Origin of the sequence: uncultured Lentibacter sp. (assembly GCF_937123735.1) — a bacterium.
In the GTDB taxonomy this organism is placed as follows: Bacteria; Pseudomonadota; Alphaproteobacteria; order Rhodobacterales; family Rhodobacteraceae; genus Lentibacter.
Window position 1 is genome coordinate 58,363 of sequence record NZ_CAKZKL010000026.1, and the last position, 25,142, is coordinate 83,504.

Annotated in this window: 26 protein-coding genes; 13 read left to right on the forward strand and 13 right to left on the reverse strand. The window is 60.2% G+C overall.

Features of this window, described 5'->3' with window-relative positions; genetic code table 11:
* Positions 1–137 precede the first annotated feature (137 nt).
* From polA to Q0478_RS06780, 3 genes are all read right to left on the reverse strand, one after another.
* Complete coding sequence (polA, locus tag Q0478_RS06770; RefSeq protein WP_298677476.1) at positions 138–2,933, reverse strand: DNA polymerase I; 2,796 nt, start codon at positions 2,931–2,933, stop codon at positions 138–140.
* A gap of 320 nt (positions 2,934–3,253) precedes the next feature.
* The gene (locus Q0478_RS06775) at positions 3,254–3,427 is read right to left on the reverse strand and encodes a zinc-finger domain-containing protein (RefSeq protein WP_298677479.1); all 174 of its coding nucleotides are present in this window, start codon (positions 3,425–3,427) and stop codon (positions 3,254–3,256) included.
* Between the two features lie 68 nt (positions 3,428–3,495).
* On the reverse strand, positions 3,496–5,073 hold the full coding sequence (locus Q0478_RS06780) for a DUF5928 domain-containing protein (RefSeq protein WP_298677482.1): 1,578 nt from the start codon (positions 5,071–5,073) through the stop codon (positions 3,496–3,498).
* Positions 5,074–5,211: 138 nt separating this feature from the next.
* On the opposite strand from Q0478_RS06780, the gene Q0478_RS06785 reads away from it, so the two are divergent.
* Together Q0478_RS06785 and Q0478_RS06790 are read left to right on the forward strand one after the other, a co-directional pair.
* Positions 5,212–6,030, forward strand: a complete 819-nt coding sequence (locus Q0478_RS06785; protein WP_298677484.1) for a sulfotransferase family protein — start codon at positions 5,212–5,214, stop codon at positions 6,028–6,030.
* 120 nt (positions 6,031–6,150) lie between these two features.
* Positions 6,151–6,954 carry a phosphate ABC transporter ATP-binding protein gene (locus Q0478_RS06790; RefSeq protein WP_298677487.1) on the forward strand — a complete coding sequence of 268 codons (804 nt, stop codon included), beginning with the start codon at positions 6,151–6,153 and terminating at the stop codon, positions 6,952–6,954.
* Here Q0478_RS06790 and Q0478_RS06795 read toward each other — a convergent pair whose 3' ends face one another.
* The 3 genes from Q0478_RS06795 to Q0478_RS06805 form a co-directional block, all read right to left on the reverse strand.
* Positions 6,955–7,947: an adenosine kinase gene (locus Q0478_RS06795; protein ID WP_298677489.1), complete on the reverse strand. Its 993-nt coding sequence runs from the start codon at positions 7,945–7,947 to the stop codon at positions 6,955–6,957.
* Positions 7,944–8,588 carry an endonuclease III gene (gene nth, locus Q0478_RS06800; RefSeq protein ID WP_298677492.1) on the reverse strand — a complete coding sequence of 215 codons (645 nt, stop codon included), beginning with the start codon at positions 8,586–8,588 and terminating at the stop codon, positions 7,944–7,946. Before nth ends, Q0478_RS06795 begins: the two co-directional genes overlap by 4 nt.
* A 68-nt stretch (positions 8,589–8,656) precedes the next feature.
* Positions 8,657–9,091 carry a hypothetical protein gene (locus Q0478_RS06805; RefSeq protein ID WP_298677493.1) on the reverse strand — a complete coding sequence of 145 codons (435 nt, stop codon included), beginning with the start codon at positions 9,089–9,091 and terminating at the stop codon, positions 8,657–8,659.
* A 173-nt stretch (positions 9,092–9,264) separates the two neighbouring features.
* On the opposite strand from Q0478_RS06805, the gene Q0478_RS06810 reads away from it, so the two are divergent.
* The 3 genes from Q0478_RS06810 to Q0478_RS06820 all read left to right on the forward strand — a co-directional run bounded on the left by Q0478_RS06810 (position 9,265) and on the right by Q0478_RS06820 (position 11,558).
* Positions 9,265–10,104 carry a bifunctional helix-turn-helix domain-containing protein/methylated-DNA--[protein]-cysteine S-methyltransferase gene (locus Q0478_RS06810; RefSeq protein WP_298677494.1) on the forward strand — a complete coding sequence of 280 codons (840 nt, stop codon included), beginning with the start codon at positions 9,265–9,267 and terminating at the stop codon, positions 10,102–10,104.
* A gap of 114 nt (positions 10,105–10,218) precedes the next feature.
* Entirely contained in the window at positions 10,219–10,878 is a 660-nt protein-coding gene (locus Q0478_RS06815; RefSeq protein ID WP_298677496.1) for an OmpA family protein, read from the forward strand.
* 143 nt (positions 10,879–11,021) lie between these two features.
* Positions 11,022–11,558: an NADPH-dependent FMN reductase gene (locus tag Q0478_RS06820; protein WP_298677497.1), complete on the forward strand. Its 537-nt coding sequence runs from the start codon at positions 11,022–11,024 to the stop codon at positions 11,556–11,558.
* A gap of 158 nt (positions 11,559–11,716) precedes the next feature.
* On the opposite strand, the gene Q0478_RS06825 is transcribed toward Q0478_RS06820, so the two are convergent.
* Both Q0478_RS06825 and Q0478_RS06830 read right to left on the reverse strand, forming a co-directional pair.
* The gene (locus tag Q0478_RS06825) at positions 11,717–12,421 is read right to left on the reverse strand and encodes a helix-turn-helix domain-containing protein (protein WP_298677498.1); all 705 of its coding nucleotides are present in this window, start codon (positions 12,419–12,421) and stop codon (positions 11,717–11,719) included.
* On the reverse strand, positions 12,393–12,677 hold the full coding sequence (locus Q0478_RS06830) for a hypothetical protein (RefSeq protein ID WP_298677500.1): 285 nt from the start codon (positions 12,675–12,677) through the stop codon (positions 12,393–12,395). The genes Q0478_RS06825 and Q0478_RS06830 overlap by 29 nt, the downstream gene beginning before the upstream one ends.
* 174 nt (positions 12,678–12,851) lie before the next feature.
* On the opposite strand from Q0478_RS06830, the gene Q0478_RS06835 reads away from it, so the two are divergent.
* The 3 genes from Q0478_RS06835 (at position 12,852) to Q0478_RS06845 (ending at position 15,165) form a co-directional block, all read left to right on the forward strand.
* Positions 12,852–13,289, forward strand: a complete 438-nt coding sequence (locus tag Q0478_RS06835) for a hypothetical protein (protein WP_298677501.1) — start codon at positions 12,852–12,854, stop codon at positions 13,287–13,289.
* A 48-nt stretch (positions 13,290–13,337) separates the two neighbouring features.
* Positions 13,338–13,970, forward strand: coding sequence for a ribonuclease HII (locus Q0478_RS06840; RefSeq protein WP_298677503.1), 633 nt, complete (start codon positions 13,338–13,340; stop codon positions 13,968–13,970).
* An 88-nt stretch (positions 13,971–14,058) separates the two neighbouring features.
* The gene (locus Q0478_RS06845; RefSeq protein ID WP_298677505.1) at positions 14,059–15,165 is read left to right on the forward strand and encodes a site-specific DNA-methyltransferase; all 1,107 of its coding nucleotides are present in this window, start codon (positions 14,059–14,061) and stop codon (positions 15,163–15,165) included.
* A gap of 146 nt (positions 15,166–15,311) precedes the next feature.
* Here Q0478_RS06845 and rpiB read toward each other — a convergent pair whose 3' ends face one another.
* The 3 genes from rpiB to Q0478_RS06860 are packed head-to-tail and all read right to left on the reverse strand — an operon-like array spanning position 15,312 to position 18,023.
* Positions 15,312–15,761: a ribose 5-phosphate isomerase B gene (gene rpiB / locus Q0478_RS06850; RefSeq protein ID WP_298677507.1), complete on the reverse strand. Its 450-nt coding sequence runs from the start codon at positions 15,759–15,761 to the stop codon at positions 15,312–15,314.
* 36 nt (positions 15,762–15,797) lie between these two features.
* Positions 15,798–16,931, reverse strand: coding sequence for an alkane 1-monooxygenase (locus Q0478_RS06855; protein WP_298677509.1), 1,134 nt, complete (start codon positions 16,929–16,931; stop codon positions 15,798–15,800).
* 33 nt (positions 16,932–16,964) lie between these two features.
* Positions 16,965–18,023 carry an A/G-specific adenine glycosylase gene (locus tag Q0478_RS06860; RefSeq protein WP_298677511.1) on the reverse strand — a complete coding sequence of 353 codons (1,059 nt, stop codon included), beginning with the start codon at positions 18,021–18,023 and terminating at the stop codon, positions 16,965–16,967.
* Between the two features lie 54 nt (positions 18,024–18,077).
* Between Q0478_RS06860 and Q0478_RS06865 the strand changes: the two genes are divergently transcribed.
* The 3 genes from Q0478_RS06865 to Q0478_RS06875 are packed head-to-tail and all read left to right on the forward strand — an operon-like array spanning position 18,078 to position 20,424.
* On the forward strand, positions 18,078–18,611 hold the full coding sequence (locus tag Q0478_RS06865; RefSeq protein WP_298677513.1) for a DUF721 domain-containing protein: 534 nt from the start codon (positions 18,078–18,080) through the stop codon (positions 18,609–18,611).
* Between the two features lie 7 nt (positions 18,612–18,618).
* Complete coding sequence (locus Q0478_RS06870; protein ID WP_298677515.1) at positions 18,619–19,308, forward strand: DsbA family protein; 690 nt, start codon at positions 18,619–18,621, stop codon at positions 19,306–19,308.
* A 3-nt stretch (positions 19,309–19,311) separates the two neighbouring features.
* Positions 19,312–20,424, forward strand: coding sequence for a CaiB/BaiF CoA-transferase family protein (locus Q0478_RS06875; RefSeq protein WP_298677516.1), 1,113 nt, complete (start codon positions 19,312–19,314; stop codon positions 20,422–20,424).
* Positions 20,425–20,505: 81 nt separating this feature from the next.
* Here the strand turns inward: Q0478_RS06875 and lpxK are convergent, their stop codons facing one another.
* Together lpxK and Q0478_RS06885 are read right to left on the reverse strand one after the other, a co-directional pair.
* Complete coding sequence (lpxK, locus tag Q0478_RS06880; RefSeq protein ID WP_298677517.1) at positions 20,506–21,507, reverse strand: tetraacyldisaccharide 4'-kinase; 1,002 nt, start codon at positions 21,505–21,507, stop codon at positions 20,506–20,508.
* Complete coding sequence (locus Q0478_RS06885) at positions 21,507–22,715, reverse strand: glycosyltransferase N-terminal domain-containing protein (RefSeq protein ID WP_298677519.1); 1,209 nt, start codon at positions 22,713–22,715, stop codon at positions 21,507–21,509. The genes lpxK and Q0478_RS06885 overlap by 1 nt, the downstream gene beginning before the upstream one ends.
* 207 nt (positions 22,716–22,922) lie before the next feature.
* Here Q0478_RS06885 and Q0478_RS06890 point away from each other — a divergent pair, with 207 nt between their 5' ends.
* Together Q0478_RS06890 and Q0478_RS06895 are read left to right on the forward strand one after the other, a co-directional pair.
* On the forward strand, positions 22,923–23,660 hold the full coding sequence (locus Q0478_RS06890; protein WP_298677521.1) for a glutamine amidotransferase: 738 nt from the start codon (positions 22,923–22,925) through the stop codon (positions 23,658–23,660).
* Positions 23,661–23,730: 70 nt separating this feature from the next.
* The gene (locus tag Q0478_RS06895; protein WP_298677523.1) at positions 23,731–25,083 is read left to right on the forward strand and encodes an aminotransferase class III-fold pyridoxal phosphate-dependent enzyme; all 1,353 of its coding nucleotides are present in this window, start codon (positions 23,731–23,733) and stop codon (positions 25,081–25,083) included.
* The last annotated feature ends 59 nt before the right edge of the window (positions 25,084–25,142 follow it).

A 25,142-nucleotide genomic window follows, 5' to 3' on the forward strand; every position in this document is an offset into this window, starting at 1 on the left:
TCAAATATCCCACCGATTCCGCGCAGCGAGTGCGCTCTATCGGTCATCGCGTTTGCTGCGCAAACTGCTTGGGGGGTCCGGGGGGAGCAGCGCTCCCCCCGGCGGGTCGGATTGTGCGCAGCACAATTCGAAATGAGTTAATGCGCCTCGGCCCAGTTTGCGCCTTGCCCGGCATCGACCACAAGCTGCACGTCGATCTTCACCGCCGGTTCGGCGGCGCCTTCCATAACCTCGCGGGCGCGGGCGATTGTTTCCTCGACAGCGCCATCTTCGACCTCGAACAGGAGTTCGTCGTGCACCTGCAAGAGCATCTTTGCGGGCAAGTCTGCAATCGCCTCTGGCATGCGGATCATGGCGCGGCGGATGATGTCGGCGGCGGTGCCCTGGATGGGCGCGTTGATGGCGGCGCGTTTGGCAAAGCCGGCGCGCGGGCCTTTGGCGGCGATCTCCGGGGTGTGGATCTTGCGGCCGAAAAGCGTCTCTACATAACCGTGACTTTTGGCAAATTCGGTTGTGGCGTCCATATAGGCCCGGATGCCGGGGAAGCGTTCGAAGTAGCGGTCGATGAAGCCCTGCGCCTCGCCGCGCGGGATGCGCAGGTTGCGCGCGAGGCCAAAGCCCGAGATGCCGTAGATCACGCCGAAGTTGATCGCCTTGGCGCGGCGGCGGATGTCGGGGGTCATCTCCTCCAGCGGCACATCGAAGATTTCCGAGGCGGTCATGGCGTGGATGTCGTGCCCGTCGCGGAAGGCCTGTTTGAGCGTGTCGATCCCTGCGATATGGGCGAGGATGCGCAGCTCGATCTGGCTATAGTCAAGCGCGATGAGTGTTTTGCCCTCTTCGGCGACAAAGGCTTCGCGGATGCGGCGGCCTTCCTCGCTGCGGATCGGGATGTTTTGCAGGTTCGGATCGGACGAGGCGAGGCGCCCGGTGTTGGCCCCTGTTTGCACATAGGAGGTGTGCACGCGGCCTGTTTCGGGGTTGATGTGGTCTTGCAGCGCGTCGGTGTAGGTGCTTTTGAGCTTGGAGAGCTGGCGCCAGTCCAGCACGCGCGCGGGCAGTTCGTGTTCTGTGGCCAGTTCTTCGAGCACATCGGCGCCCGTGGCGTAAGCGCCTGTTTTGCCCCGTTTGCCGCCTTCTATGCCCATCTCGTCAAACAGGATTTCGCCCAGTTGTTTGGGGCTGCCCACGTTGAAGCTGCGGCCGGCAAGCGCGTGAATTTCGGCCTCCAGCCCGGCCATTTTCTGCGCGAAAGCGTTGGACATGCGTGACAGCGTGTCACGATCCACCTTGATGCCGTGCATCTCCATTTGCGCCAGCACGGGCACAAGCGGGCGCTCCAGCCGTTCGTAGACGGAGGTGACCTTCTGGGCGTGCAGCTGTGGTTTGAAGAGCTGCCAGAGACGCAGGGTGATGTCGGCATCTTCGGCGGCATATGTCACGGCGTCCTCAATGGCGACGCGGTCAAATGTGATGGCCGATTTGCCGCCGCCAAGGAGCGACTTGATCGGGATCGGCGTGTGGCCGAGGTAGCGCTCGGAGAGCGTGTCCATGCCGTGTCCGTGCTCGCCTGCGTGCAGTGCGTAGGACATGAGCATGGTGTCATCCATGGGGGCGATATTCAGGCCGTAGCGTTTGAGCATCTTGGCGTCATATTTCATGTTCTGCCCGATCTTGAGCACCGAGGGGTCCTCCAGGAGCGGTTTGAGCAGGGACAGGCACTGTTCCAGCGGCATTTGCCCTTCTGTCAGCTCGTTTGTGCCAAAGAGCTGACCTTCTTCGCCCTCTTTATGCGCGAGCGGGATGTAGCAGGCATGGCCCGCCTCCACGCAGAGCGAAATGCCGACAAGGTCGGCGCGCATTTCGTCAAGGCCGGTGGTTTCGGTATCCACCGCCACATAGCCGCGGGCGCGGGCCTTGGCGATCCAGGCTTCCAGCGCTTCGGCTGTGTTGACCTTCTCGTAGGTTGCTGCGCCAAAGGCGGGGGCTTCGGGCGCGCCTGCGGGGGCGGCGGGGGCGTCTGGCTCCACGATCTCGGGGGCCTCTGCGCCAAGCTGGTCGGCGATCCGCTTGGAGAGCGTGCGAAACTCCATTTCGGCGAGGAAGCTCAGGAGCGTGTCTGGGTCGGGGTCTTGCACCTCGAGGTCATCAAGCGTGAAGGTCAGCGGCGTTGCGCAATCGAGCTGCACGAGGCGTTTGGACAGTTCGATCTGGGCGCGGTGTTCGATGAGGGTTTCGCGGCGCTTGGGCTGTTTGATTTCGCTGGCGCGGTCGAGCAGCTCTTCGAGGCTGCCGTATTCGTTGATCAGCAGCGCGGCGGTTTTGATGCCGATGCCGGGCGCGCCGGGAACGTTATCAACCGAGTCACCGGCGAGCGCCTGCACATCGACAACGCGCTCGGGGTAGACGCCGAATTTTTCATGCACGCCGTCGCGGTCGATCCGGCGGTTTTTCATCGCGTCGAGCATTTCGACACCGCCGCCGACAAGCTGCATGAGGTCTTTGTCGGAGCTGATGATTGTGACGCGCCCGCCAGCCTCGCGCGCCTGAACCGCAAGTGTCGCGATCATGTCGTCGGCTTCGTAGCCCTCAAGCTCTTTGCAGGCGATGTTGAACGCCTCGGTGGCGCGGCGGGTGAGCGGCATTTGCGGGCGCAGATCTTCGGGCATGGCCTCGCGGTTGGCTTTGTAGAGCTCATACATATCGTTGCGGAAGGTGTGGGAGCCTTTGTCAAAGATCACGGCGACATGTGTGGGCGCGTCGGGGCCTGTGTTGCCCTCAACGTAGCGGTGCAGCATGTTGCAAAAGCCAGCGACCGCGCCGATGGGCAGGCCATCGGACTTGCGGGTGAGCGGGGGCAGCGCGTGATAGGCGCGGAAGATGAAGGCGGAACCGTCGATCAGATGAAGGTGGCAGCCTTTGCCGAATGTCATGCGCGTGTCTCCCCATAGGTCTGGGCTATGGTTTGCCACGTTGCGCGCCGCGCTTAAAGGGGATTATCGCCCAGCCCGAATAGCACCGCAGGTGCCGGGCTATCGCCTGACCGCCCCGTCGGGCTGGCGATTTGGCAAAGTGTGGCGCGCCTCATTATTGGCGCGCGGGCTTGGCAGAGATAAAGTGCTTCGAAGGAGTGTTGTTCGCCATCCCGCGGTCAGGCGATGGCCCAACACTCTGGCGGGGGCAAAGGAACAGCTACTTGGGCCAAAAAAAGGCCGCCCGTGGGCGACCCGTTTCTTGCGCAATGTTTTGTGGCTCAAACTTTGTCTGCAAAGTCCTTGTGGACATATTTTGCATCGCAATAGGGGCATTCGACCCAGCCGTGCTCGCCCGGAATCTGAAGCCAGATGCGCGGGTGGCCGCCGGTGCCGCCATCACATGACACGCGGTAGCTGTCGACGATTTTTGTCTCGGGCGCTTGGGTTGTCATCGGGCAGTTCCTTCAGAGGCCTTGGTTTGGCTCATATAAGACAAGGCAGGCCGCGGGGGCAAGCCTGATCAATCGGCAAAGAGATAGTCGATATTGGCAATTTCAAGGCCCATTTCCTCGGTGGTGGCCAGGAAATGGGCCAGGGCCGTTGCGTTTTCTTCCAGGCTGCCTGTCTCGCTCAGGCGGTGGTGCCCGTCAAAATGGGCATCCCGCAGAATATCGCTTTCGTGGAGCATATCGGCCCGAATTGTGGGCAGCAGCCTTTCCAGCGTTTCGCGTGGGGTCTTCTCACCGGCAAGGCCAACCCGCATGGCGTGGCCCGTGAGATAGGCATCGGAAAAGTCGCATTCTATTTCAAGCAGGCGCGTTTTGGAGCGGTCTGAACAGAAATCATTGAGCAGGTCGATATTGCTCGGATCGATACAGACAACAAGTTGGTTGGTCTCGTAATAGTCAAACAACATCCGCAGAAGCGCCCGGCGGTGGCGGTGGCGTTTGACGATGGTAGACTGGAGGCCGCCAAGATCGGGCAGGGGTGTGCTTTCCTCGTTGAAGAGATATTCGACACAGGGAATGCCGCTAAACTTGTGAATGCGCTCCACCAGCCGCTTGGCGACATGCCATTTCTTGCAGACCACAATCAGCAGCTCGCGCTCGCGGCCGATGGACCCTTCGCTCTCCCAAAAACGGGTGCCAAAGCGGCGGCCCTCGCGGCCCCGGCTTGTCAGAAAACGAAAGAGGCTGGCCCCTTCATTGGAGATTTTGAACGCTCGGCCCCGGGTGGCATAGAGCAGCCCGAGGCGGCGCTTGAGCTCTTTGGCTTCGGGGCTGATCTTGCGGGCGAAGAGATAATCCTGACTGAGCAAGAGGTCGTAGTGATCGTTGTAAAAGGTGACAGGCATTCCGTAGTCGGTGAACATGAGGAAGGTTAGGGTGCGGGTGCGGATTTCGTTTTCCGGCACAAGGTGGCGCACGAGGGTTTGAAAGAAGGTCTCATCGGGAATCCATGTGGTGCGGAAAAAGCGCATGACATCTTTGCGGGCCTTGGTGAAGGCGAGGATCCATTCGATGGTGCGCCGCCGCAGGCACCACCACTGGCTGCCTATCTGCACCTCAATATCATGGGGGATCTTGCGGGTGAGGCCCAGCTTGCGCTGGAGGTTGAAGGCTGCATAGAATCTGCGTTTCTGGGTGCGTTCGTTGAAGAAATGCCGGTAGATCAGGCGCTCTTCCTTCATGCCGGTCTTGATCCAGTCACTTTCAAAATAGTCAAAGCTTTCAATGTAATCGACATCTTCATTGTCGAGAAAGTCATGGGCGTATTCCGCTGATTTGATGGCCATGCAATCGCCTGAGAGCATGTAGAAATGCGTGGCGCGCGGAAAGGCGGCAACAGCCGCTTCAACCGCGTTGAGCGTGGCTTGCACCAAAGACCAGGCCCCCCAGCCACATTTCAGCCGTTTGTGGGCGAAGGTGACGTTGGGGTTGTCCTTGAGCGCGCTCTCTATGGCGGCAAAATCGGCCGGTTTGGCGCGGGCATCAAAATGGATCGACATGTAGTCACCCGCGGCTGTAAGCCGCTCGGCCTGCTTGATGATGGCCTCTGGGTCTTTATGGCAGAGCAGTATGAAAGCGATTTTTGCCATAACGGAAACATTTACCTAGAAATTCTTCAAACTGTTTACTTGATAGAGGTGAAGGCCGGTTGAATAAACACGAAATCTTTGCTTTTTTGCGAACATTATAACGAGTGCTGTCGCCATGGGCGATTTTAGGAGGCGAAAATGGGTTTTCCCGGAACATGGATGACCGAGAGCGAGAGTGTCGTGTATCGGGTTGTGCCCAAATGTGCTTGCTCCACGATTGGGCAAATCATGTATTATTCTGATCATGGGGTGTTTTTTGACGGTGATATCCACGATGCCACCGAAGGGCTGCACAAATGGGCGCGTGAAGAGAGCCAGCCGCTGATCAACGCCAATGTGAGGACGCATAATTCCTTTGCCTTCACCTGTGTGCGCAATCCTTACACGCGGATTCTCTCAAGCTTTTTTGACAAGATCTGCGGGATTCAGCGCAACGGGCGGCGTTATCGTGGGAACCTTGTGCCGCTTCTGATCCAGAAATACGGGATCGAAGTGGGCGGGGAGGATGGCAAGCAGGAGTTTGACCAGATCAGGAGTTTCCGCCGCTTTTTGCTGTTTGTGCGCGACACCATTCGCTGCCGGCGGCCAATGGACCCGGACATTCACTGGAGTGCAATGTCGGGCCATGTGAGCACCTTTATTGTGAACGGTGGGCGCTATGACAAGATTGTCTGGACAGAGCAGTTCAACGACGGGATGCAGCAGGTGCTCAGCGCAATCGAGACTCCGCATGTCGTTGATCTGAAGGCCATTCCCCGGTTTAACGAAAGCGAGGGGCACGGGCCAAAGCGCGCGCATCCTGTGGAAGACTATTTTGACGATCTGTCGATGCATCTGGTTTACGAGATCTTCAAGCGCGATTTCAACCTGTTCAAATACGACTTTGAGGACCCATCCAACAAGATGCCGGTAGGCGAGATTGATTTGGACGAGGTTCATGCGAAGCTGGGCGATTGAGCGGCGCGGCTTTTGTAACGGCCTTGTGAATTTTTCATGAAGTTTCGCTTTTCGGGATTCAGATCAAATCTGTTTGCCTGAGTGGCAGGCAATTTCCTTTTGACTGCAAAGGAGATTGCCATGACACAGCACTTCCCGATGATAGACTATCGCCTCGCTAACGCGGCACCTGAACTTGAGGTCAGGAACCTGTCGCTTTGGTATGAGTCCAAGAAAGCGCTTGAAGACGTGAGTTTTGATCTTCATCCGAGCGAGCTTTTGGCCTTTATCGGCCCATCTGGCTGCGGCAAGTCAACCGCGCTCAAGTGTCTGAACCGGATGCACGACGATACACCAGGCGTCAGAATCGAAGGAGAGATTCTGTTCAGGCAGAAGGATGCCTATGCTCGGGACGTTGACCCGCCTGAGTATCGGCGTCACTTTGGTTGGGTCGCGCAAAAGCCGAACCCTTTCCCGGCTACGATTTATCGGAACGTTTCTTATGGCCCCCAAATTCATGGGCTAACTTCTGGCAAGGCAGACCTCGATGAGCTTGTGGAAAGCTGTCTGCGCCAGGCGCATCTGTGGGAAGAGTTGAAAGATGTCTTGCACAAGAAAGACGGAACAGAACTGAGTGGAGGTCAGCAGCAGCGGCTCTGTGTTGCGCGTGCCTTGTCGACGAAGCCTGAGATATTGCTGATGGATGAACCGACGGGATCGATTGATCCGATTGCAACGGCCAAGATTGAAGAGCTGATGATCTCGCTCAAGCAAGACCATGCGATTGTCGTGATCACGCATTCGATGATGGAAGCGCGCAGGGTGGCCGACCGTGTGGCTTACTTTCACCTCGGCAATCTTCTGGAGATCGGGCCGACCGAGCAGATGTTTACCGCTGCGCAAACCCGAGAGGCACGTTCATTTATCGCGGGCAAGTTCGGCTGATCAAACCACAAGCCCTTCGCGGCGGAAGACCTGCATCATCGGCACTTCGGGGCGCGGGCCAACGTGGCTGATCACCTCGGCGGCGCAGAGATTGCCCATTTTGCCGCAAGTTTCCATATCGCGGCCCGAGACGAGGCCGAAGAGGAAGCCGGCGGCGAACTGATCGCCCGCGCCTGTGGCGTCGACGGGGGTAATTTTTGTCACGCCGATATCGGTGCGCTGGCCTTCGTGAAGGATGCTCACGCCATCGCCCGAGCGGGTGCAGACCACGAGCGGGCAGGCGGCGGCGACGCGGGCAAGATCGGCCTCAAGATCATTGTCCTGATAGAGCGAGCGGATTTCGGCCTCGTTGCCGATGACGAAATCCATTTCGTTTTCGATGAGGTTCACAAAATCGGCGCGGTGGCGCTCGACACAGAAGGGATCGGAAATGGCGATCCCGGCGCGGCCTCCTGCGGCGCGGCAGGCGCGGGCGGTGCGGATGAAGGCGTCTTTGCCTTTGTCCTTGTCAAAGAGGTAACCTTCGAGAAAGACCACTTCTGCCCCTGCGGCCACGGTTTCGTCCACATCTTCGGGGCCAAGTTCGGCGGAAATGCCGAGGTAGGTGTTCATCGAGCGCTCGCCATCGGGAGAGACAAAGATCATCGAGCGCGAGGTGGGCAGCTCGCCGCCCGCCACGGGGGCATTCACAAAGTCGATGCCCTCCTTTGTCATCGCGTCAGCGTAGAAATGGCCCAGCTCATCGTCGCGCACGCGGCCTATGAAACCGGTGGCGAGGCCGAGGCTGCCGATGCCGGCGATTGTGTTGGCAACAGAGCCGCCCGGCGTTTGCACGCGCGCGCCCATGGCCGCAAAGAGCTGTTCGGAGCGCTCTGTCTCGACCAGCTGCATGATGCCTTTTTCGATGCCCATTTCGGTGAGGAAGCTGTCGGAGGACTGGGTGATGACATCGACAACAGCGTTGCCGATGCCGACAACTTGATACTTCTTCATAGGTTTTTTTCCTCGAATGCGCAGAGATCACGGATGATACAGGTGGCGCAAAGCGGTTTGCGCGCTTTGCAGTGGTAGCGGCCATGCAGGATGAGCCAGTGGTGGGCGTGCTGCTGGAAATCAACGGGGATGTTGTCTTCTATAGCGCGCTCCACGGCGTCGACATCTTTTCCGGGGCAGATGCCGGAGCGGTTGCCGACGCGGAAGATATGCGTATCGACCGCCTGTGAGGGATAGTGCCACCACATGTTGAGCACGACATTGGCGGTTTTGCGGCCCACGCCCGGCAGCGAGACAAGAGCGGCGCGAGAGTTGGGCACAACGCCGCCATAGTCTTCAACCAGTATGCGGGAGAGCTTGATGACGTTCTTGGCCTTGTTGCGGTAAAGCCCGATTGTCTTGATGTGCTCAATCAGGCCTTCTTCGCCAAGCGCCAGCATCTTTTCGGGGGTGTCGGCTATTTTGAAGAGCTCGCGTGTGGCCTTGTTCACGCCCACATCGGTTGACTGGGCCGAGAGCGCCACAGCAACGACAAGGGTATAGGCGTTGACGTGATCCAGCTCGCCCTTGGGGGCGGCGTCTGCCTCTTGAAAGCGGGTGAAGATCTCGCGGATCGTGTGATAATCAAGTTGTTTGGCCATGGGCAAACCCTATGCCCGCCTGTGGCCAAAAGGGCAAGGGACCAGCCGGAGCTGGCCCCTGTTTTCGCTCAGAACGACCAGACGACCGTGTCATCGCCCATCATGGCGCCGGCCATGGCGGGAGGCTGGGCCACGCCCACGCCCTCCATCAGCACGCTGGCATCCGCGCCCTTGCCGGGGAGGTAGATGGCGCAGACTTCAACGCGCGCGCCTTTGTCCATCGCCATTTTCAGAAGGCCCTGCGGGCTTGCGCCCCTTGGCGGCTGACCGGCTGTCGCGCTGTCGGGGGCCTGGGCAAGGGCCATATCTGCGGCAGGACCACAGAGCAGGATATGCGCACGGTGGCCCCGGCCCATGGCTTGGGTGGTGAGCACCATCGACATCAGCTGCACTTGTGCGTTTTCGGATGTGACGACTGTGACCAGCTTGTCGGGGCCATCGCTTGCAACAGCAGGCATGGCAAGCGCGGCGGCAAAGAGTGTGACGGCAAGAATTTTCTTCATGGAACTCTCCAATTGCTAAACGAAACGAACGCGCGCCTGAAAAACATATGCCAAAAGCGCTATATTAAAACGTGCCATTCTGACGCGTGTGCAGGCCTGTGGCGGATTTCCGCAGGAAACGGGTCGCCTGGAGCTTTGGGGCGGAGTAATGTTTTGGCAAGGAGAGAGCTGCAATGACCATAGACGCGCCTGAAGGGCAGTATCACTACAAGCTCATGCGCCGCGCCTTGGAGGTGATTGACGCCGCTGAGGCACCGCTTTCGCTTGAGGCGTTGGCGGGCGAGATGAACATGAGCGCGGCGCATTTCCAGCGCATGTTTTCGGCCTGGGTGGGCGTGTCGCCCAAGCGCTACCAGCAGTATTTGCAGCTGGGCGAGGCCAAGCGCCTCCTGAGCGAGCGCTTTACCACGCTGGAAACGGCGCAGTCTGTCGGGCTGTCTGGCAGCGGGCGGCTGCATGACCTTTTTCTGCGCTGGGAGGCGATGAGCCCCGGCGAATTTGCCCGCAAAGGCGCGGGGCTGAGCATCCGCTACGGCTGGTTTGATACGCCGTTTGGCGCGGCCATTGTCATGGGCACGGAGCGGGGCATTTGCGGCATGGGATTTGCCGAGGAGATGGGCCGTGAGACCTGTTTTGAGGATCTGGCGCAACGCTGGCCTGCGGCGGAGTTTGTGCACGCGCCCGAGCGGCTGGCGGGCTGGGTGACGGCGGGGATCAGCGGGACGGGCGAGACCGCGTTGCACCTGATGGGTGCGCCTTTTCAGATTAAGGTTTGGGAGGCTTTGCTGCGCGTGCCCTCGGGGCATGTGACCACCTATGGCGAGATTGCGGGGGCGATTGGCAGCCCCAAGGCTGTGCGCGCTGTGGGCACGGCTGTGGGGCGCAACCCTGTGAGTTGGCTCATTCCGTGCCACCGCGCCCTGCGCAAATCGGGTGCGCTGGGGGGCTATCACTGGGGATTGCCTGTGAAGCGGGCGCTGCTGGCTTGGGAAGCGGCCCGCGAGGAGGCGTGAGCCGATGGGCGAATTGCTGCCGATCAGGGGGGAAGGCCGCTTTGAGCGCAGGCTCAGGCAGGCTATATATGGGGTAAGCCGCAAGCTCTGTGGCAGGTATAAGATGAGGCAAAAATGACTCCTATTTCAAAATTGATGGCCATGGGCGCCCTGGGTGCGACTGTGGCTTTGACGGGCTGCACCGAGGCGGGGCTTGTCAATCAGCAGGACCCGAACCGGCAGGCCAAAGAGGGCGCTTTGCTTGGCGCCGCGGCGGGCGCGCTGATTGGGGCGATCACCCAGGATGACGCCAAGAAAGGCGCGTTTCGCGGGGCGATTGTGGGCGCGGGTATTGGCGGGCTGACCGGCGCGGCGCTGGACCAGCAGGAGCGTGATCTGCGCGAGAAACTGGGCAGCGATGCGAAGATCGTCAACACCGGTGAGCGGCTGATTGTGACCATGCCGCAGGATATTCTCTTTGCCACGGACAGCGCGAGCCTGCGCCCTGATTTGACCCGCGATATTCGGGCTGTGGCCAGCAGTTTGCAGGCCTATGAGGACTCGACTGTTCAGGTGATTGGCCATACCGACAACACCGGTGATGCGGGGTATAACCAGAGCCTCAGCCTGCGCCGGGCGCAGGCGGTGACGGCGGTATTGGCAAGTGAAGGCGTCAACAGTTTCAGAATGCAGGCGATTGGCCGGGGCGAAGATGCGCCGCTGGCCACCAACCTTTCGCCGGAGGGACGCCAGCTTAACCGCCGCGTGGAAATTGTGATCACGCCGAGCGTGTAAGCCCCACCACAGGTTTTACAGGACACCCCGCCCCTGAGAGGGCGGGGTTTTTCTTTTTGCGCACAGGGGCTGTGCATCTGTGGGAATTGTGCCTTGCGGGCTGGCAACCTAGGTAGGGGCATCGTGTAATTCAGGAGGCCAGCATGGCTCAGGTTAAACTTCTCGGACTGTCAGGCGCGCTGCGCAAGGGTTCAACAAACACATTGCTTTTGAAAGAGGCGGCGCGGCTTATGGGCGATGCGGAGCTGACGCTCGCCGATTTGAACCTGCCGCTTTATGACGGCGACCTTGAGGCCGCCGAGGGCGCGCCGGCTGCGGTGACAACACTCGCCCAGCAGATCGCGGCGGCGGATGCGGTGATCCTGTCGTCGCCGGAATACAACAAGGGCCTCAGTGGTGTGATGAAAAATGCGCTGGACTGGGTGAGCCGGGTGGAAGGCAACCCTTGGGCGGACAAACCCGTGGCGCTGATGTCCGCTGCGGCAGGGCGCGGGGGTGGCGAGCGCGGCCAAGTGACGCTGCGCAGCTGTATGGTCCCTTTTTCACCACGGTTTGTAACGGGCCCCGAAGTTGCGGTGGCTGCGAGCTATGCGGAGTTTGACGAAGAAGGGCGGCTGAAGGGCGAGCTTTATGTGAAGAACCTCACCGCCCTGATGGAAAAGCTGCGCGCCGCACTCTGAGGCTTCGAATTTGCTTTGCAAATCCGACCCGTGCGAGGGGGCAAGCCCCCTCGCGCTCCCCCGAGCCCTTTGCACAGCACAGGCGACGACCGATAGGGTGCGTTTGCGGCGCTGTTGAGCTTGGATATTTAGAGCAATAAGAAAGACAAAGCTGCGGTTTAGAGCACCTGTATCACGTCTTTGTCTATGCTGAGGATGTAGCCGCGGCGGGCGATATTTTTGATCAGAAGTTGGGAGACCAACTGATTGCCCAGGGTGTCGCGCAGCCGTTTGATACGGGTGGCGCCGGCGGCTTCATCGCAATCGGCGGCGTTGCGGCCCGAGATCATGGCCTCGATTTCGGCTCCGTTGAGGATGTCGTCATCCATGCGGGCTTCGGCTAGGACAGAGAGTGTTTCCATCGCAGCGCCCGTGAGCTTGAAGCCCATGTTGTTGAGGTAGACGGTGTTTTCTGCGCGGCTGAGCAGGAGGGAATTAACCTGAATGCCGGTGCGTTCGATCACGGCCATGCGGCGGCTGAAGCTGGCGAGGCCGAGCAGCAAGACGAAAGCCGCGATGAGCATGGCGGTTGCGAAGACCAGAAGAATGAAGATGACCATGCGGTAGCTGGCCAATGTGTCGGCGAAGGCTGTGCCGGATTGGGCGAGGATTTCCAGGAGTTTGATATTGGCTTGATCGGTGAGATCGTGGTTGGCTATGAAAAGCTGCTCAACGCGGGCGTTGAAGGCGCCGGCATCGGGGAGGGTGAGAAAAAGCACCACAGCGGCCACCAGCAGGATCATCACGATGGCGAAGATTCCGAGGTAAACGCTGCGCATGGGGGTGCTCATGCGCTCAGAAGCGGAGATAGAAGGATCCTGCACTCTCTTTCCTCTCGTTTAGGCCAGTGGCGTTGAAGACCGAGACAATATTGAGCAGCACCCAGCCACCTTTGGCAAGCCGCCCCGCCAGCTCGGTGGCGGCAGCATCGGGGGTGCAGGGGCCGGACAGGCGGGCGACACCGTAGTGCAGCTTGAGCGGGTTATCTTGTTTGGCCTTGTAATCGGCAAAGCAGTCCTGGGCCTTGAGCGGGGCCGCCAGAAGCGCCAGGGCGGCGGTTATGAGCATGAGCTTTTTCATGCTGTCAGACTGCGCGCTTTGGCTGTGTTATTCAATATCCAACCCCGCGCCAAAGCGGCGATATTGGATAGCGGCGCGGGGTTATTGCCTGTCTTTGATGCGGGGCTGACGGTGGGTTTGGGATTGGCTTGCATAAGATATGCGGGCCACAGAAAACCGAAAGGAGACCCACCTATGTCACGGAAATTTATGGCTGCTGTTGTGGCGGGCGCTGTTGCGTTCTCGTTGATCGGGGCGAGCCCGAGTTTTGCAGGGAGCCGCGAGCGCGACAAAGCCTTGCTGGGGCTGGCGGCCTTTGTGCTTTTGGGCGCAGCGCTTGCCGATGTCTCAACGGAGCGCAAACGCCATGACCATGCCGCGCATGAGCCGGTGCGCGCGCGACCTGTGCCACCGCAGCAGCGCAAAAAGACATTGCCGCGCGCCTGTCTGAGAGTGGTGAACACCCGCGGCCAGAGCATCCGCTTTCTGGGCCAGCGTTGTATGCAAAACAGCTACCGTTGGACGGCACAGCTGCCACGGAACTGCTCTGTGAAGCTCTGGACACGGCAGGGCCAGCGCCGTGGCTATGCACCGCAATGCTTGCGCCAATATGGGTTCCGCCTGGCGGGGTGAGCCATATCGGCTCTTGATCCGGACCTGTCTTACCTGTCATTTGGCGGCATGACAGGACCGGATCTTTCTTTTGAGCGCGCCGCGATGGCGCGTGGCTTTGCGCGCATTGCGGGTGTTGACGAGGTGGGCCGTGGGCCGCTGGCGGGGCCGGTGATGGCCTGTGCCGTGGTGCTTGATCTTGCACATATTCCCGAGGGGCTGAACGACAGCAAGAAGCTTACGGCCAAGCGCCGCGACGCACTTGCGAAAGCGATCATGGCCAGTGCGGAGGTGAGCCTTGGTGCGGCCACCGTGGAGGAGATCGACCAGTTGAATATTTTGCGGGCCAGCCATTTGGCGATGGAGCGGGCCGTGGCGGGGCTCAGCACACCGCCGGACCATTGTTTGATTGACGGCAACCTCATTCCCAAGGGGCTGACCGCGCCGGCGGAGGCGATTGTGAAGGGCGATGGCAAATCACTCAGCATTGCGGCGGCGTCAATTGTGGCGAAAACCGAGCGTGATGCGCTGATGCTGGCGCTGGCGCAACACTACCCGGGGTATGGCTGGGAAAGCAACGCGGGCTACCCATCAAAAAGTCACAGGTTGGCGCTTCAAAATCTTGGGGTGACCCCACACCATAGACGTTCGTTCAAACCAGTGCACAATATCTTGTATCAACAAAAAAATGTAAGTGACTGATTCAAAAAAGAAATTGACCGCGAATCGGCAATGACTCATCCTAGGCCTCAATAAGCGTGTGCAAAAAGCACCGAGACAGAGGCAGAAAATGAAAACGAAAACACCCAAGGCGAGCGCCGTTGCGCTTCCGCTGAACACAATTCTTGACGGTGATTGCATCGAGCGCATGAATGCGCTTCCTGCTGAGAGTATTGATTTGATTTTTGCGGATCCGCCCTACAACTTGCAGCTCAAGGGCGATCTTCACCGCCCCGACAACTCCAAGGTGGATGCGGTGGATGACCACTGGGACCAGTTTGACAGCTTCAAGGCCTATGACACATTCACCCGCGAGTGGCTGGCGGCGGCGCGCCGTTTGCTCAAGCCCAATGGGGCGATCTGGGTTATTGGCTCGTATCACAATGTCTTCCGCATGGGGGCAGAGCTGCAAAACCAGGGGTTTTGGATTCTCAACGATGTGGTGTGGCGCAAGTCAAACCCCATGCCGAATTTCCGTGGCAAGCGCTTTACCAACGCCCATGAGACAATGATTTGGGCGGGCAAGAGCGAGAGCAGCAAATATACGTTCAATTACGAGGCGCTGAAGGCGCTGAACGAAGGGATACAGATGCGTTCGGACTGGGTGATTCCGATCTGTAACGGCGGTGAGCGCCTGAAGGACGAGAACGGCGACAAGGCGCACCCGACACAGAAGCCTGAAGCGCTTTTGCACCGTGTGATGATCGGCTCGACCAACCCGGGTGATGTGATTTTGGATCCGTTTTTTGGCACGGGGACAACTGGCGCTGTGGCCAAGATGCTGGGCCGCGATTTTATTGGAATCGAGCGCGAAGAGGCTTATCGCAAGGTGGCTGAGAAGCGTATCAGAAATGTGCGCAAGTTTGACAAGGCCGCGCTGGAAGTGAGCGTCAGCAAGCGTGCGGAGCCGCGTGTGCCGTTCGGGCAGCTTGTGGAGCGTGGAATGCTGCGCCCGGGCGAAGAGCTTTACAGCCTCAACGGGCGACACAAGGCCAAGGTGCGCGCCGATGGCACGCTGATTGGCGATGATATCAAAGGTTCGATCCACCAGGTGGGCGCGCATTTGGAAGGCGCACCAAGCTGTAACGGCTGGACTTACTGGTGCATCAAGCGGGATGGCAAACAGGTTCCCATCGAGCTGTTCCGCCAGCAGATCCGCGCGGAGATGCGCAACTGACATTCACAAAAAGGCACCCCCTGAGAGCGGCTCTTAATTGAGCCGACGGGGGAGCTCTGTGCGAAACCCAACACCGCCGGTGCCTGTGGCCTGACTCCACGGCACTTTACCTTGGCCCCGCTCTCTATTGAGGCGGGGCCTTTTTTTCAGCTTTCCAGCGCTGTGATCATATCGACGCGGGTGGCATGGCGGCCGCCCTCAAAGCTTGTGCCGAGGAAGGCGTCAACGATGTCAAGCGCCAGCCCTTCTCCTGTCACACGCGCACCGATGGACAGCATATTGGCGTTGTTATGCGCGCGGATCATGCTGGCAGAAAAGGGTTCTGAACAGACACCGCAGCGGATGCCTTTGACTTTGTTGGCGGCCATCATGATACCCTGACCGGTGCCACAGAGGATGATGCCCAGCGCACAATCGCCCGAGGCCACGCGCTCGGCGGCGGCCTGCCCGTGGGCGGGGTAATGTGTGCTTTCCGGCGTTGTCGGGCCGATATCGACCGGCTCCCAGCCCTGCGCGGCGATATGTGTGGCGATGGCTTGGCGCAGCTCGATGGCGGCGTGATCGCTGGAGAGGGCAATGCGTTTGTTGGCGCTCATTGTGGCGGTGTCCTGTCTTTGTTTCTGGCGCGCGGGCTAGCGCGGCATCGGGTTTGTGCCTTTGTTATAGGGCGTCCACTCGGTAATCTCGGGGTAATACATTTCGCGCCAGCGGCGCACCCGAGGGTTCATATACTTGCGCCAGAGCGGCGGCACCATAGCCGCCATTGTCATGATCGGGTAACCGTAGGGAAGCTGTGGCGCCTGGTCGATATCGTAGTTTTGCAACAGCGGGAAGCGGCGGTCGGGTTTGTAGTGATGATCGGAGTGGCGCTGAAGATTGATGAGCAGCCAGTTTGACGCCTTATGCGCGGCGTTCCAGCTGTGGTGGGGCATGACGTGCTCGTATTTGCCTTCGCCCAGGTGTTTGCGGGTGAGGCCGTAGTGCTCGACATAGTTCACAAGCTCAAGCTGCCACACGGCGATGAAGGCTTGCCAGAGGAAGAGGCCGAGGCCGACCCAGCCGCCAATGAGGAGCGCCAGAAGCAGCATCGCGCCTTGCAGCGCCCAATAGCGGAAGAAGGGGTTGGAGGTATCGCTCCAAGGCAGCTCCTTGCGGGCGAGCATGTCTTTCTCGGCCTGAAAGGCAGAGCGCAGCCCCTCGCGCAACACGCGGGGGAAGTAGCGATGAAACCCCTCGCCCATGCGCGCTGTCACCGCGTCGCGCGGGGTGCCGACATAGCGGTGATGCACCAGAAGATGTTCGGTGCGGAAGTGCGAGTAGAGCACCATGGCGAGCAGGATATCGCCCAGCCAGCGCTCGAAGCGGTTTTTCTGGTGCATGAGCTCGTGGCTGTAGTTGATGCCGATGGTGCCGGTGATCACCCCGACCCCGAAGAAGAGCACAATGGTTTCCAGCGCGCCGAGGTGCTCGGCCCGGGGGACATAGTAGAGCAGCCCGAAGAGTGTAAGAAACTGGAGCGGTGCCCAGATTTGGGTGATGAGCGCATAGGCTTTGAGATGTTCCTCGCCAATGCCGGGATCGGCGTTTTCGAGATTGAGCCCAAGCAGGGCGTCAAGGCCAGAAAAGAGATACCAGGTGGCCACTGGCAACAACACAACCGTCCAGCCGCCATAGAGGGCCCCGATCCAGGCAAGCGGGATGAGTATAAGCGAGAGCCAGAACGGCAGAGCACGGCTGAGGCTGGCTGTCTGTTGGGCGGTAAGCATGGCGAAACCCTTTACTGAAACATATAGGCGAGACTATCGCAGGTGAGTGTTGAACGCGCTTTGCGCAAGGTCAAACGCCTTTCGCATGACGGTGGGCAGGGCGTTGCGGGCAAAGCGGTGTTTGGCGACAAACTCCAGCCCCTCGGCCTTGGCGTCTTGCGGGAGGTGGGCGATCTGCACATCAAGGCGGAGGTGAAAATGCGTGAAGGTGTGGCGGGCCTCTTCGGCAAGCGGCTGCCAGTCGGCTTCAAGGGGGGGCTGGGCGATTCGGTCTGCGCCCCATTCGGCACCGGGCCAGCCGAGCATACCGCCCAAAAGGCCTTTGTCAGGGCGACGCTCCATCAGCCAGGCGCCATCGGCGCGCCGGCCGATATAGGCAATGCCCAGGCGTGTGGGCTTGGCTGCCTTGGGGCGCTTGTGTGGCAGGGTCTCGGCAATCCCTTCGGCGCGGGCCTTGCACGGCGCGCGCCAAGGGCAGATGCCGCAGGCGGGCGCGCGTGGCGTGCACAGGGTTGCGCCAAGGTCCATCACCGCTTGGGCGTAGTCGCCCGCGCGTTTCTGGGGCGTGAGAGAGGCAGCATGGCTGCGCAGGGTTTCCTTGCTGTCAGGAAGCGGCTCTAACACGGCGAAAAGGCGTGACATGACGCGCTCCACATTGCCATCGAGCACTGTCTCTGGCTGATCATAGGCGATGGCGCTGAGGGCGGCGGAGGTATAGGGGCCGATACCGGGAAGTTTTTGCAGGCCCTCGCGGGTGTCTGGAAAGCCACCGAGCGCGGCCACCGCGCGGGCACATTTGAGCAGATTGCGCGCGCGTGCGTAATAGCCAAGGCCCGCCCATTCGGCCATCACATCTTCGTCGCGGGCGTTGGCCAGCGCCTCGACGGTGGGCCAGAGCAGAAGAAAGCGCGTAAAATAGGCTTTCACAGCGGCCACGGTGGTTTGTTGCAGCATGATTTCCGACAACCAGACTGCATAGGGATCAGGGCGCACCCCGCGTGTGCGATCAGCCGGGCTGACCCGCCATGGCAGCGTGCGGGCATGGACATCATACCACGCAAGCAGATCGGACGCAGAGGCCGTTTCACGCATTGTTTATACCTTATTGACCAATCGCTCTGTGCAAGGGGCACAGGCAGGGGTAACATGGCGCGGATGACCAAAGATGCAAGCCATACCCAGCGCAAACGCGGATTTAAGCGGGCTGCCAACCTTATGGGAGACAGGATCAAAGCTGTTTCCCAGCAGCGCGGTTTTGCTGTTTCGCGCTTGCTCACCCATTGGGAAGAAATTGCCGGACCAGAGATAGCCGCGATCAGCCGTCCGGTTGAGGTAAGTTATGGTAAGGGCGGTTTTGGAGCAACGCTGTGCTTGCTGACGACAGGGGCCAATGCGCCGGTGCTGGAGATGCAGAAAACCGGGCTGCGGGCGCGTGTGAACGCGGCTTACGGCTATAATGCGATATCCGGCATCCGGATCACCCAGACCCATGCCAGCGGCTTTTCTGAGGGGCAGGTCGATTTTGCCCACCGCAAGATCAAGGCGGGGCCAGAAGAGACCGACCCCGAGGTGCTGCGCAAGGCGCGGGCTTGCGCTGTTGCTGTGGGCGACACCAATTTGCGACAGGCTCTTGAAGCTTTGGGCCAAAACATTCTAACCAAACACAAACGCTTAAAGTGAGAAGAATATGAAACAGATACTTGCTATTGTCGGGATTGCGCTTGTTGCCGGGATTGGGTTCTGGGTGATCAACCAGAACAAGACCCCCACGCCCGTGGCCGCAGATTTGGGCGGCACATCAGCGGGTGACACTAGCGCGCAAAGCGCAGAGAGCGCAGAGACGGCGCAGCAGGCGATTGTGGAAATGACTTTGGGCAATGTGAATGCGCCGGTGAAGGTGACGGAATATGCCTCCTACACCTGCTCGCATTGCGGGGCGTTCCATCGTGAGGGCTTCAAGGACCTGAAGGCCAATTACATCGACACCGGCAAGGTTCATTTCACCTATCGTGAGGTCTATTTCGACCGGGCCGCGCTTTGGGCTTCCATGGTGGCCCGCTGTGGCGGGGCGGAAAAGTTCTTTGGCATCACCGATCTCATCTACAAGGGGCAGCGCGAATGGCTTGGCGGCGGTGATCCCGTGCAGATGGCGGATGGGTTGCGCAAGGTTGGCCGTGTTGCGGGGCTTTCAAGCGAAACGCTTGATGCCTGCCTGGAAGATCAGGACAAGGCGCAGGCGCTTGTGGAGTGGTTTCAGGCCAATTCAGAGGCTGATGGCATTGAATCGACTCCCTCGTTCATTGTGGGCGAAGACCGGGTGATTGGTAACAATTATGCCAAGCTGCGCGATGTGATCGACGCCCAACTCGGGAATTGAGCCATGTCCGCACCGCTGGAAGGACTGAAAGTTATCGAGCTGGCCCGCATTCTGGCTGGGCCCTGGGCTGGCCAGACCCTGGCGGACCTTGGCGCGGAGGTGATCAAGGTTGAGGCTCCGCAAGGAGATGACACGCGCCAATGGGGCCCACCCTTTGTGGAGCGTGAGGGAGACAGATCGGCCTCGTATTTCCATGGCTGCAACCGGGGCAAAGCCAGCGTTGTGATTGATTTTCGCACCGCCGAAGGGCAAGCGCATGTGCGTGAGCTGGTGAAAGATGCGGACATTCTGATCGAGAACTTCAAGCTGGGCGGGCTGGCCAAATACGGCCTTGATTATGCCAGCCTGGCCGAGGTGAACCCCCGGTTGATCTATTGTTCGATCACCGGCTTTGGCCAGACCGGCCCTTATGCCCATCGGGCGGGCTATGACTACATCATTCAGGGCATGTCGGGGCTGATGTCGATCACCGGTGAACCCGACGGGCAACCGCAGCGCGCCGGTGTCGCGATGACAGATGTGTTTACCGGGGTGTATTCGGTGGCGGGCATTCTGGCTGCCCTTTACCAGCGCGAGCGCACGGGGCGCGGCCAACAGCTTGATATGGCCCTTCTGGATGTGGCTGTTGCGGTGACGGCAAACCAGGGGTTGAACTATCTGACCACGGGCGTTGCGCCCGGACGGACCGGGAATTACCATCCGAATTTGACACCCTATCAGGTGTTTGACTGCAAGGACGGCCATATCATCATCGCAACGGGCAACGACGGGCAGTATCAGCGGCTGTGTGACTTGTTGGGCCTTGGCTGGATGAAAGATCACCCCGATTACAAGAGCAACGCCGACCGTGTGGCCCACCGCCCGGCCATGATTGCGCTTTTGATGGGCGAAACGGCCAAGCGGACCAAGGCCGAGCTGCTTGCGGGCTGTGAGGCCGAGGGGATTCCGGCCGGACCGATCAACAATATGGCTGAAGTTTTTGCTGATCCGCAGGTCAAGGCGCGTGGGATGCAGATTGAGCTGGACGGCGTTCCCGGAATCCGTGCGCCATTTGTGTTTACTGATGCGCAGCTGGCTTTGACGCGACCTTCGCCCAAACTTGGCGAGGATGGCTGAGGTGTTTCGGACTGTGCTGCGCACAGTCCGACCATCTGGCCGACCATCTGGGGGCGTTGCCCCCAGACCCCCTACACACTTTCAAACAGAAGCAGATGGGTCGGCCTCTGGGAGGGTCTGGAGCAGGGATGTGAGCTGCTCGGGATCATCAAAGAGAAGCCGCACCGGCAGGGTGAGCACCTCCTGACGCAGGGATTGGGGCAGGCGGACGGCGTCTTTTTCTGTGGTGACGAGGCGGGCATTGTGACGTTTGGCGTCTTTGGACAAACGGGCCATGAGAGCGGGTGTCAGGGGCTGGTGGTCGGCGAGGGCTTCGCTGTGCACCAAGATGGCGCCGAGGGCCTTGAGGCTGGCGAAGAATTTTTCCGGATGGCCTATTCCGGCAAAGGCAAGCACGCGGGTGTCTTGCCAGTCCATGCCCGTGGCCAGAGGCTGCAATGTTGCGGTGAGCCGCGGGACTTGCACTTTTGGGGCGAAGCTTTGCTGATCGGCGGAGCAGCCCAGTGTTATGAGCGCATCTGCGCGTTTGAGGCCCGCCCCGGGCGGCTCGCGCAGGGGGCCAGCGGGCAGGCAGCGCCCGTTGCCGAAGCCGCGTTTGGCGTCAACCACCACAAAGGAGAGGTCTTTCTTGACGCTCGGGTCTTGGAAGCCGTCGTCAAACAGGATCACGGTGGCCCCGTCTTGGACGGCCATTTCGGCCCCCTCACGACGCGACTTTGCGACAATGACGGTGCAGAAGGCCGCCAGCAGCAGCGGCTCGTCTCCGACCTCTGTGGCGCTGTGCTGACGAGGGTTGACGGTGAGCGGGCCTTGCAGCTGGCCGCCATAGCCGCGCGAGACAACAATTGGTTTGCTGTGGCCACGGGCCAGCAGCGCCTGCACGAGGGCGATCACTGTCGGGGTTTTGCCAGTGCCACCGGCATTGATATTGCCCACGCAGATCACCGGCACCGGGAGGCTGCGCGCGTTGAGCGCTCCGCGAGAGAGGCGGCGGGCGGTGGCTCGGGCGTAAAGCGCGCCAAGCGGAGCGAGCAGGCTGGCCTGCCAGCTGCGGCGGCGAAACCAGAAGCGGGGGGTTTGCATCAGCGCGTCTCCAGCTGGTCGAGTGTGTCGTGAATGAGGGCGGTGACGCGGTCTGTGGCCGCAGCACCGTTTGTGGCGATTTCCCAGGCCGCCATGGCCATTTTGGCCGCGCGGTCGGGGGCAGAGAGCTGGCTCACGGCTGCGGCAAGGGTTTGGGTGTCGCGCACGATATGCGCCCCGCCGGCTGCGGCAAAGCGTGCGTAGCTCTCAAGATGTTTGCCGACGTTGGGGCCATACACCAAAGCAGAGCCAAGGTTGGCCGCACTGTAGGGGCTGTGCCCGCCACATCCTGAAACCAGCGAGCAGCCCATGAAGCAGATAGGTGCGACCCTCAGGAAGAGACCGAGCTCGGCGGGATCTTTTGCGAGGAGAACCTGGGCGCTCTCATCGCCCAGCCCGTCAAGGTCGGGCCAGAGCGTGTAGCGCAGCTGGTGGTGCTCAAGGGCATGTTGAAAAGCGTCGCTGTCGCGCTCCTGATCGGGTAGGAGAATGAGCAGAAGCCGGTGGGCTGAGCGGCTTGCCTTGATATGGGCGGGCAAGAGGATGTCGAGTTCGGCGAGGTTTGTGCCGGCGGCAAGCCATGTGGGCCTCGATTTTATTGCAGCGGCAAGGCTGTCGAGCGCGGCCTCGTTGCATCCGGGCGGGGGCAGGCCCTCTTGCAGGGGGCCGCTTACAAAAACATTTTCGGCGGGGAGGCCCATTTTGATCAGGCTGTTGCGGGCCGCGTCATCTCTGGCAAAACAGGCTGAGAACAGCTTGAGCACCCGACGTTGCGAGAGGCTCTGGCCCGGCCAGAGGCTTGTCTGGAACGTGTCTGTTTGTGCATCCAGCAGGATCAGGGTGATGCCGCGTTTGTCGGCTTCCAGCAGCGGGGCGGCAAACGCGCCGCCGGCCCAGACGCAAAGTTGCGGGGCGAAGTGCCAGAACAGGTCTGTCGCCCCGGTTGAGCCGGGTTTGAGCACGCGCCAGTGGATGTTGGTTTCCAGCGCGTCCGGGCGCGGTAGGTTGCCGTCTGTGGTGAGCAGGCAGGTGATGTCGGGGCGCTCGAGCGCCAGCCTGCGGTGCAAGTGCAGGAAGCTGGGAAGATGGCTGGCTTTGGTTGCGTGAAACCAGAGGTCCACTTTGCGTGGCGCTGGCCTGTCGCCTTTCTGAGCCTGGGTTTTTGCTGCGGAGGGCCGGGAGAGCAGCTTGGAAAACAGAGACGTCATGAGGCTCTAGCTTTGCGTGCGGCGCTGGCGCGCAGAGGCGCAGCTCTTGTGCCAGAGCGGGCCCGGGGCGCTGGCAGGACGGGCGATGCGGCCTTAGATCTGCGACGCTGTGCCATGGCGGGCTCTTGCTTTCTTCAGGTCTCTTTAACCTAAGGGATTGCAACCCGGGGTCAAGACGATGCATGTGGGTGCAAAAGGATATGTCCTATGAAACCCTTTTTGGTATTGCAGTTAAGGCCTGAAGCGGCGGCGGCGGACAGTGAGTTTGCTGCGATTTGCACCAAGGCTGGGCTTGCGCCAACAGAGGTGCAGCGTGTGCGTTTGGACTGCGAAGACCTGCCCGCGCGGCTGGATTTGAGTGATTACGCCGGCGTGATTGTGGGTGGCGGGCCCGGGTGTGTCAGTGATGCGCCCGAGGCGAAAACCCCCGTTGAAGCCAAGATCGAGCGTGATGTGCTGTCTCTCATGCCCGAGATCACGGCGCGGGACGTTCCGTTTATGGGCTGTTGCTACGGGATCGGGGTGTTGAGCCACCATCTGGCGCAAAATGTCAGCAAAGAGCGTTTTGGCGAGCCTGTGGGCACGGCGGACTGCCGCCTGACGGAGGCTGGCAAGGCAGACCCGCTCTGCGCCGGTCTGCCAGAGCGGTTTGAGGCCTTTGTGGGCCATAAGGAGGCGCTGCAAAGCCTGCCCGAGGGCTGTGTGCACCTCATAAAAGCGCCGAGCTGCCCTTACCAGATGATCCGCTACAAGGAGAATGTTTATGCCACCCAGTTTCACCCCGAGGCCGATGCGGCGGAGTTTGAAGCGCGCATAAACATCTACAAGCACAGAGGCTATTTTGCGCCCGAAGAGGCCGAGAGCCTGATTGCCATGTGCCATGCGGCCAATGTGACGGAGCCTGAGCGGATTTTGCGCGCCTTTGTGGCGCGCTACAGAGCGTAATCGCGCTGGACAGAATCGGGCGGCGTGCTAGAATTTGATCAAATTTCTGCGAAGCCCGATGGAGAGCGCCATGAAAGACGACAACTTTCTCAAAGAGAACAATGCCCGGCATATGTGGCACCCGATGGGCGCGCCCGGGGACAGCCTTGAGCACCCCCCCACGATCATCAAGAGCGCTGAGGGTGTGAAGATCACCGATCTGGACGGGGCGGAAGTTGTTGATGCTGTGGGTGGCTTGTGGTGTGTGAACCTTGGCTACTCAAACAATGTTGTGAAAGACGCGATTGCCAAACAGCTTTACGAGCTGCCCTATTACTCGGCCTTTGCCGGCACGAGCAACCCGACGGCGATTGAAGCCTCATATGCTGTGCGCGAGTTCTTCAAGGACGATGGTATGGGGCGGGTGTTTTTCACCTCGGGCGGCTCAGACTCTGTGGAGACGTGCCTACGCCTTGCACGGCAGTATCACCGCATCAAGGGCGCGCCGACGCGCACAAAATTCCTGAGCCTGAAGAAGGGCTATCACGGCACGCATTTTGGCGGCGCGAGTGTGAACGGAAACAACCGGTTCCGCATTGCTTATGAGCCGCTTTTGCCCGGCTGTTTCCATCTGCCCAGCCCCTATACCTATCGCAACCCTTTTCACGAGACCGACCCGGCGCAGCTGGCGCAGAATATTGCGCAGGCCATGGAGGATGAAATCAACTTCCAGGGCGCAAACACCATTGCCGCCTTTATCATGGAGCCGATCCAAGGCGCGGGCGGTGTTATCGTTCCGCATGAGACCCTGATGCCGCTGTTGCGCGAGATTTGCACGCGGCACGGGATTTTGATGATTTCTGACGAGGTGATCACAGGCTTCGGGCGCACGGGGCACTGGAGCGGTGCGCGGCACTGGGGTGTGCAGCCCGATATGATGAGCACGGCCAAGGGGATTACCTCGGGCTACTTCCCTGTGGGCGCGGCTCTGATGAGCGAGGCGGTGGCCGAGGTGTTTGAAAACGACACCAAGGGTGAGGCGGGGATTTTCCATGGCTATACCTATTCGGCGCATCCTGTGGGCGCGGCGGCTGTAACAGCAACGCTGAGCGAAACCTTGCGGCTCGATACCAAGACAAACGCCGCAGCGCGCGGCAAGCAGCTTTATGAAGGGGCGCTGAAGCTTGCGCAGAAATACGACATCATCGGCGATGTGCGCGGCGGCCACGGGCTTATGACCGGGATCGAGATTGTCGCGGATACGGCAGCCAAAACGCCGATGGATATGGCCACGATGAAGCGCATCCATAAGGCGGCTTATGATGCGGGTGCGATGGTGCGGCTTGGGGCGAATAATATTTTGATGTCGCCGCCTCTGACGATTTCGGACGCGGAGATTGACACGGTTCTGACGGCGTTGGACGTGGGCTTCGGCTCTGTTTAAGCGATTGCGCCGCGCCTTTGGCGCGTCGCGGTGGCGAGGGGGCTTTGCCCCCTCGCGCT

Excerpts from the sequence above, each read along its gene's own strand:
- polA (WP_298677476.1), bottom strand. The coding sequence starts at position 2,933 with ATGACATTCGGCAAAGGCTGCCACCTTCATCTGATCGACGGTTCCGCC.
- Q0478_RS06795 (WP_298677489.1), bottom strand. The coding sequence starts at position 7,947 with ATGAAGAAGTATCAAGTTGTCGGCATCGGCAACGCTGTTGTCGATGTC.
- Q0478_RS06855 (WP_298677509.1), bottom strand. The coding sequence starts at position 16,931 with ATGCTTACCGCCCAACAGACAGCCAGCCTCAGCCGTGCTCTGCCGTTC.
- Q0478_RS06785 (WP_298677484.1), top strand. The coding sequence starts at position 5,212 with ATGGGTTTTCCCGGAACATGGATGACCGAGAGCGAGAGTGTCGTGTAT.
- Q0478_RS06780 (WP_298677482.1), bottom strand. The coding sequence starts at position 5,073 with ATGGCAAAAATCGCTTTCATACTGCTCTGCCATAAAGACCCAGAGGCC.
- Q0478_RS06860 (WP_298677511.1), bottom strand. The coding sequence starts at position 18,023 with ATGCGTGAAACGGCCTCTGCGTCCGATCTGCTTGCGTGGTATGATGTC.
- Q0478_RS06775 (WP_298677479.1), bottom strand. The coding sequence starts at position 3,427 with ATGACAACCCAAGCGCCCGAGACAAAAATCGTCGACAGCTACCGCGTG.
- Q0478_RS06865 (WP_298677513.1), top strand. The coding sequence starts at position 18,078 with ATGGCGCGGATGACCAAAGATGCAAGCCATACCCAGCGCAAACGCGGA.
- Q0478_RS06835 (WP_298677501.1), top strand. The coding sequence starts at position 12,852 with ATGTCACGGAAATTTATGGCTGCTGTTGTGGCGGGCGCTGTTGCGTTC.
- Q0478_RS06885 (WP_298677519.1), bottom strand. The coding sequence starts at position 22,715 with ATGACGTCTCTGTTTTCCAAGCTGCTCTCCCGGCCCTCCGCAGCAAAA.
- Q0478_RS06810 (WP_298677494.1), top strand. The coding sequence starts at position 9,265 with ATGACCATAGACGCGCCTGAAGGGCAGTATCACTACAAGCTCATGCGC.
- Q0478_RS06830 (WP_298677500.1), bottom strand. The coding sequence starts at position 12,677 with ATGAAAAAGCTCATGCTCATAACCGCCGCCCTGGCGCTTCTGGCGGCC.
- Q0478_RS06890 (WP_298677521.1), top strand. The coding sequence starts at position 22,923 with ATGAAACCCTTTTTGGTATTGCAGTTAAGGCCTGAAGCGGCGGCGGCG.
- Q0478_RS06840 (WP_298677503.1), top strand. The coding sequence starts at position 13,338 with ATGACAGGACCGGATCTTTCTTTTGAGCGCGCCGCGATGGCGCGTGGC.
- Q0478_RS06820 (WP_298677497.1), top strand. The coding sequence starts at position 11,022 with ATGGCTCAGGTTAAACTTCTCGGACTGTCAGGCGCGCTGCGCAAGGGT.
- Q0478_RS06875 (WP_298677516.1), top strand. The coding sequence starts at position 19,312 with ATGTCCGCACCGCTGGAAGGACTGAAAGTTATCGAGCTGGCCCGCATT.
- Q0478_RS06805 (WP_298677493.1), bottom strand. The coding sequence starts at position 9,091 with ATGAAGAAAATTCTTGCCGTCACACTCTTTGCCGCCGCGCTTGCCATG.
- Q0478_RS06790 (WP_298677487.1), top strand. The coding sequence starts at position 6,151 with ATGACACAGCACTTCCCGATGATAGACTATCGCCTCGCTAACGCGGCA.
- Q0478_RS06845 (WP_298677505.1), top strand. The coding sequence starts at position 14,059 with ATGAAAACGAAAACACCCAAGGCGAGCGCCGTTGCGCTTCCGCTGAAC.
- Q0478_RS06895 (WP_298677523.1), top strand. The coding sequence starts at position 23,731 with ATGAAAGACGACAACTTTCTCAAAGAGAACAATGCCCGGCATATGTGG.
- rpiB (WP_298677507.1), bottom strand. The coding sequence starts at position 15,761 with ATGAGCGCCAACAAACGCATTGCCCTCTCCAGCGATCACGCCGCCATC.
- Q0478_RS06870 (WP_298677515.1), top strand. The coding sequence starts at position 18,619 with ATGAAACAGATACTTGCTATTGTCGGGATTGCGCTTGTTGCCGGGATT.
- Q0478_RS06815 (WP_298677496.1), top strand. The coding sequence starts at position 10,219 with ATGACTCCTATTTCAAAATTGATGGCCATGGGCGCCCTGGGTGCGACT.
- lpxK (WP_298677517.1), bottom strand. The coding sequence starts at position 21,507 with ATGCAAACCCCCCGCTTCTGGTTTCGCCGCCGCAGCTGGCAGGCCAGC.
- nth (WP_298677492.1), bottom strand. The coding sequence starts at position 8,588 with ATGGCCAAACAACTTGATTATCACACGATCCGCGAGATCTTCACCCGC.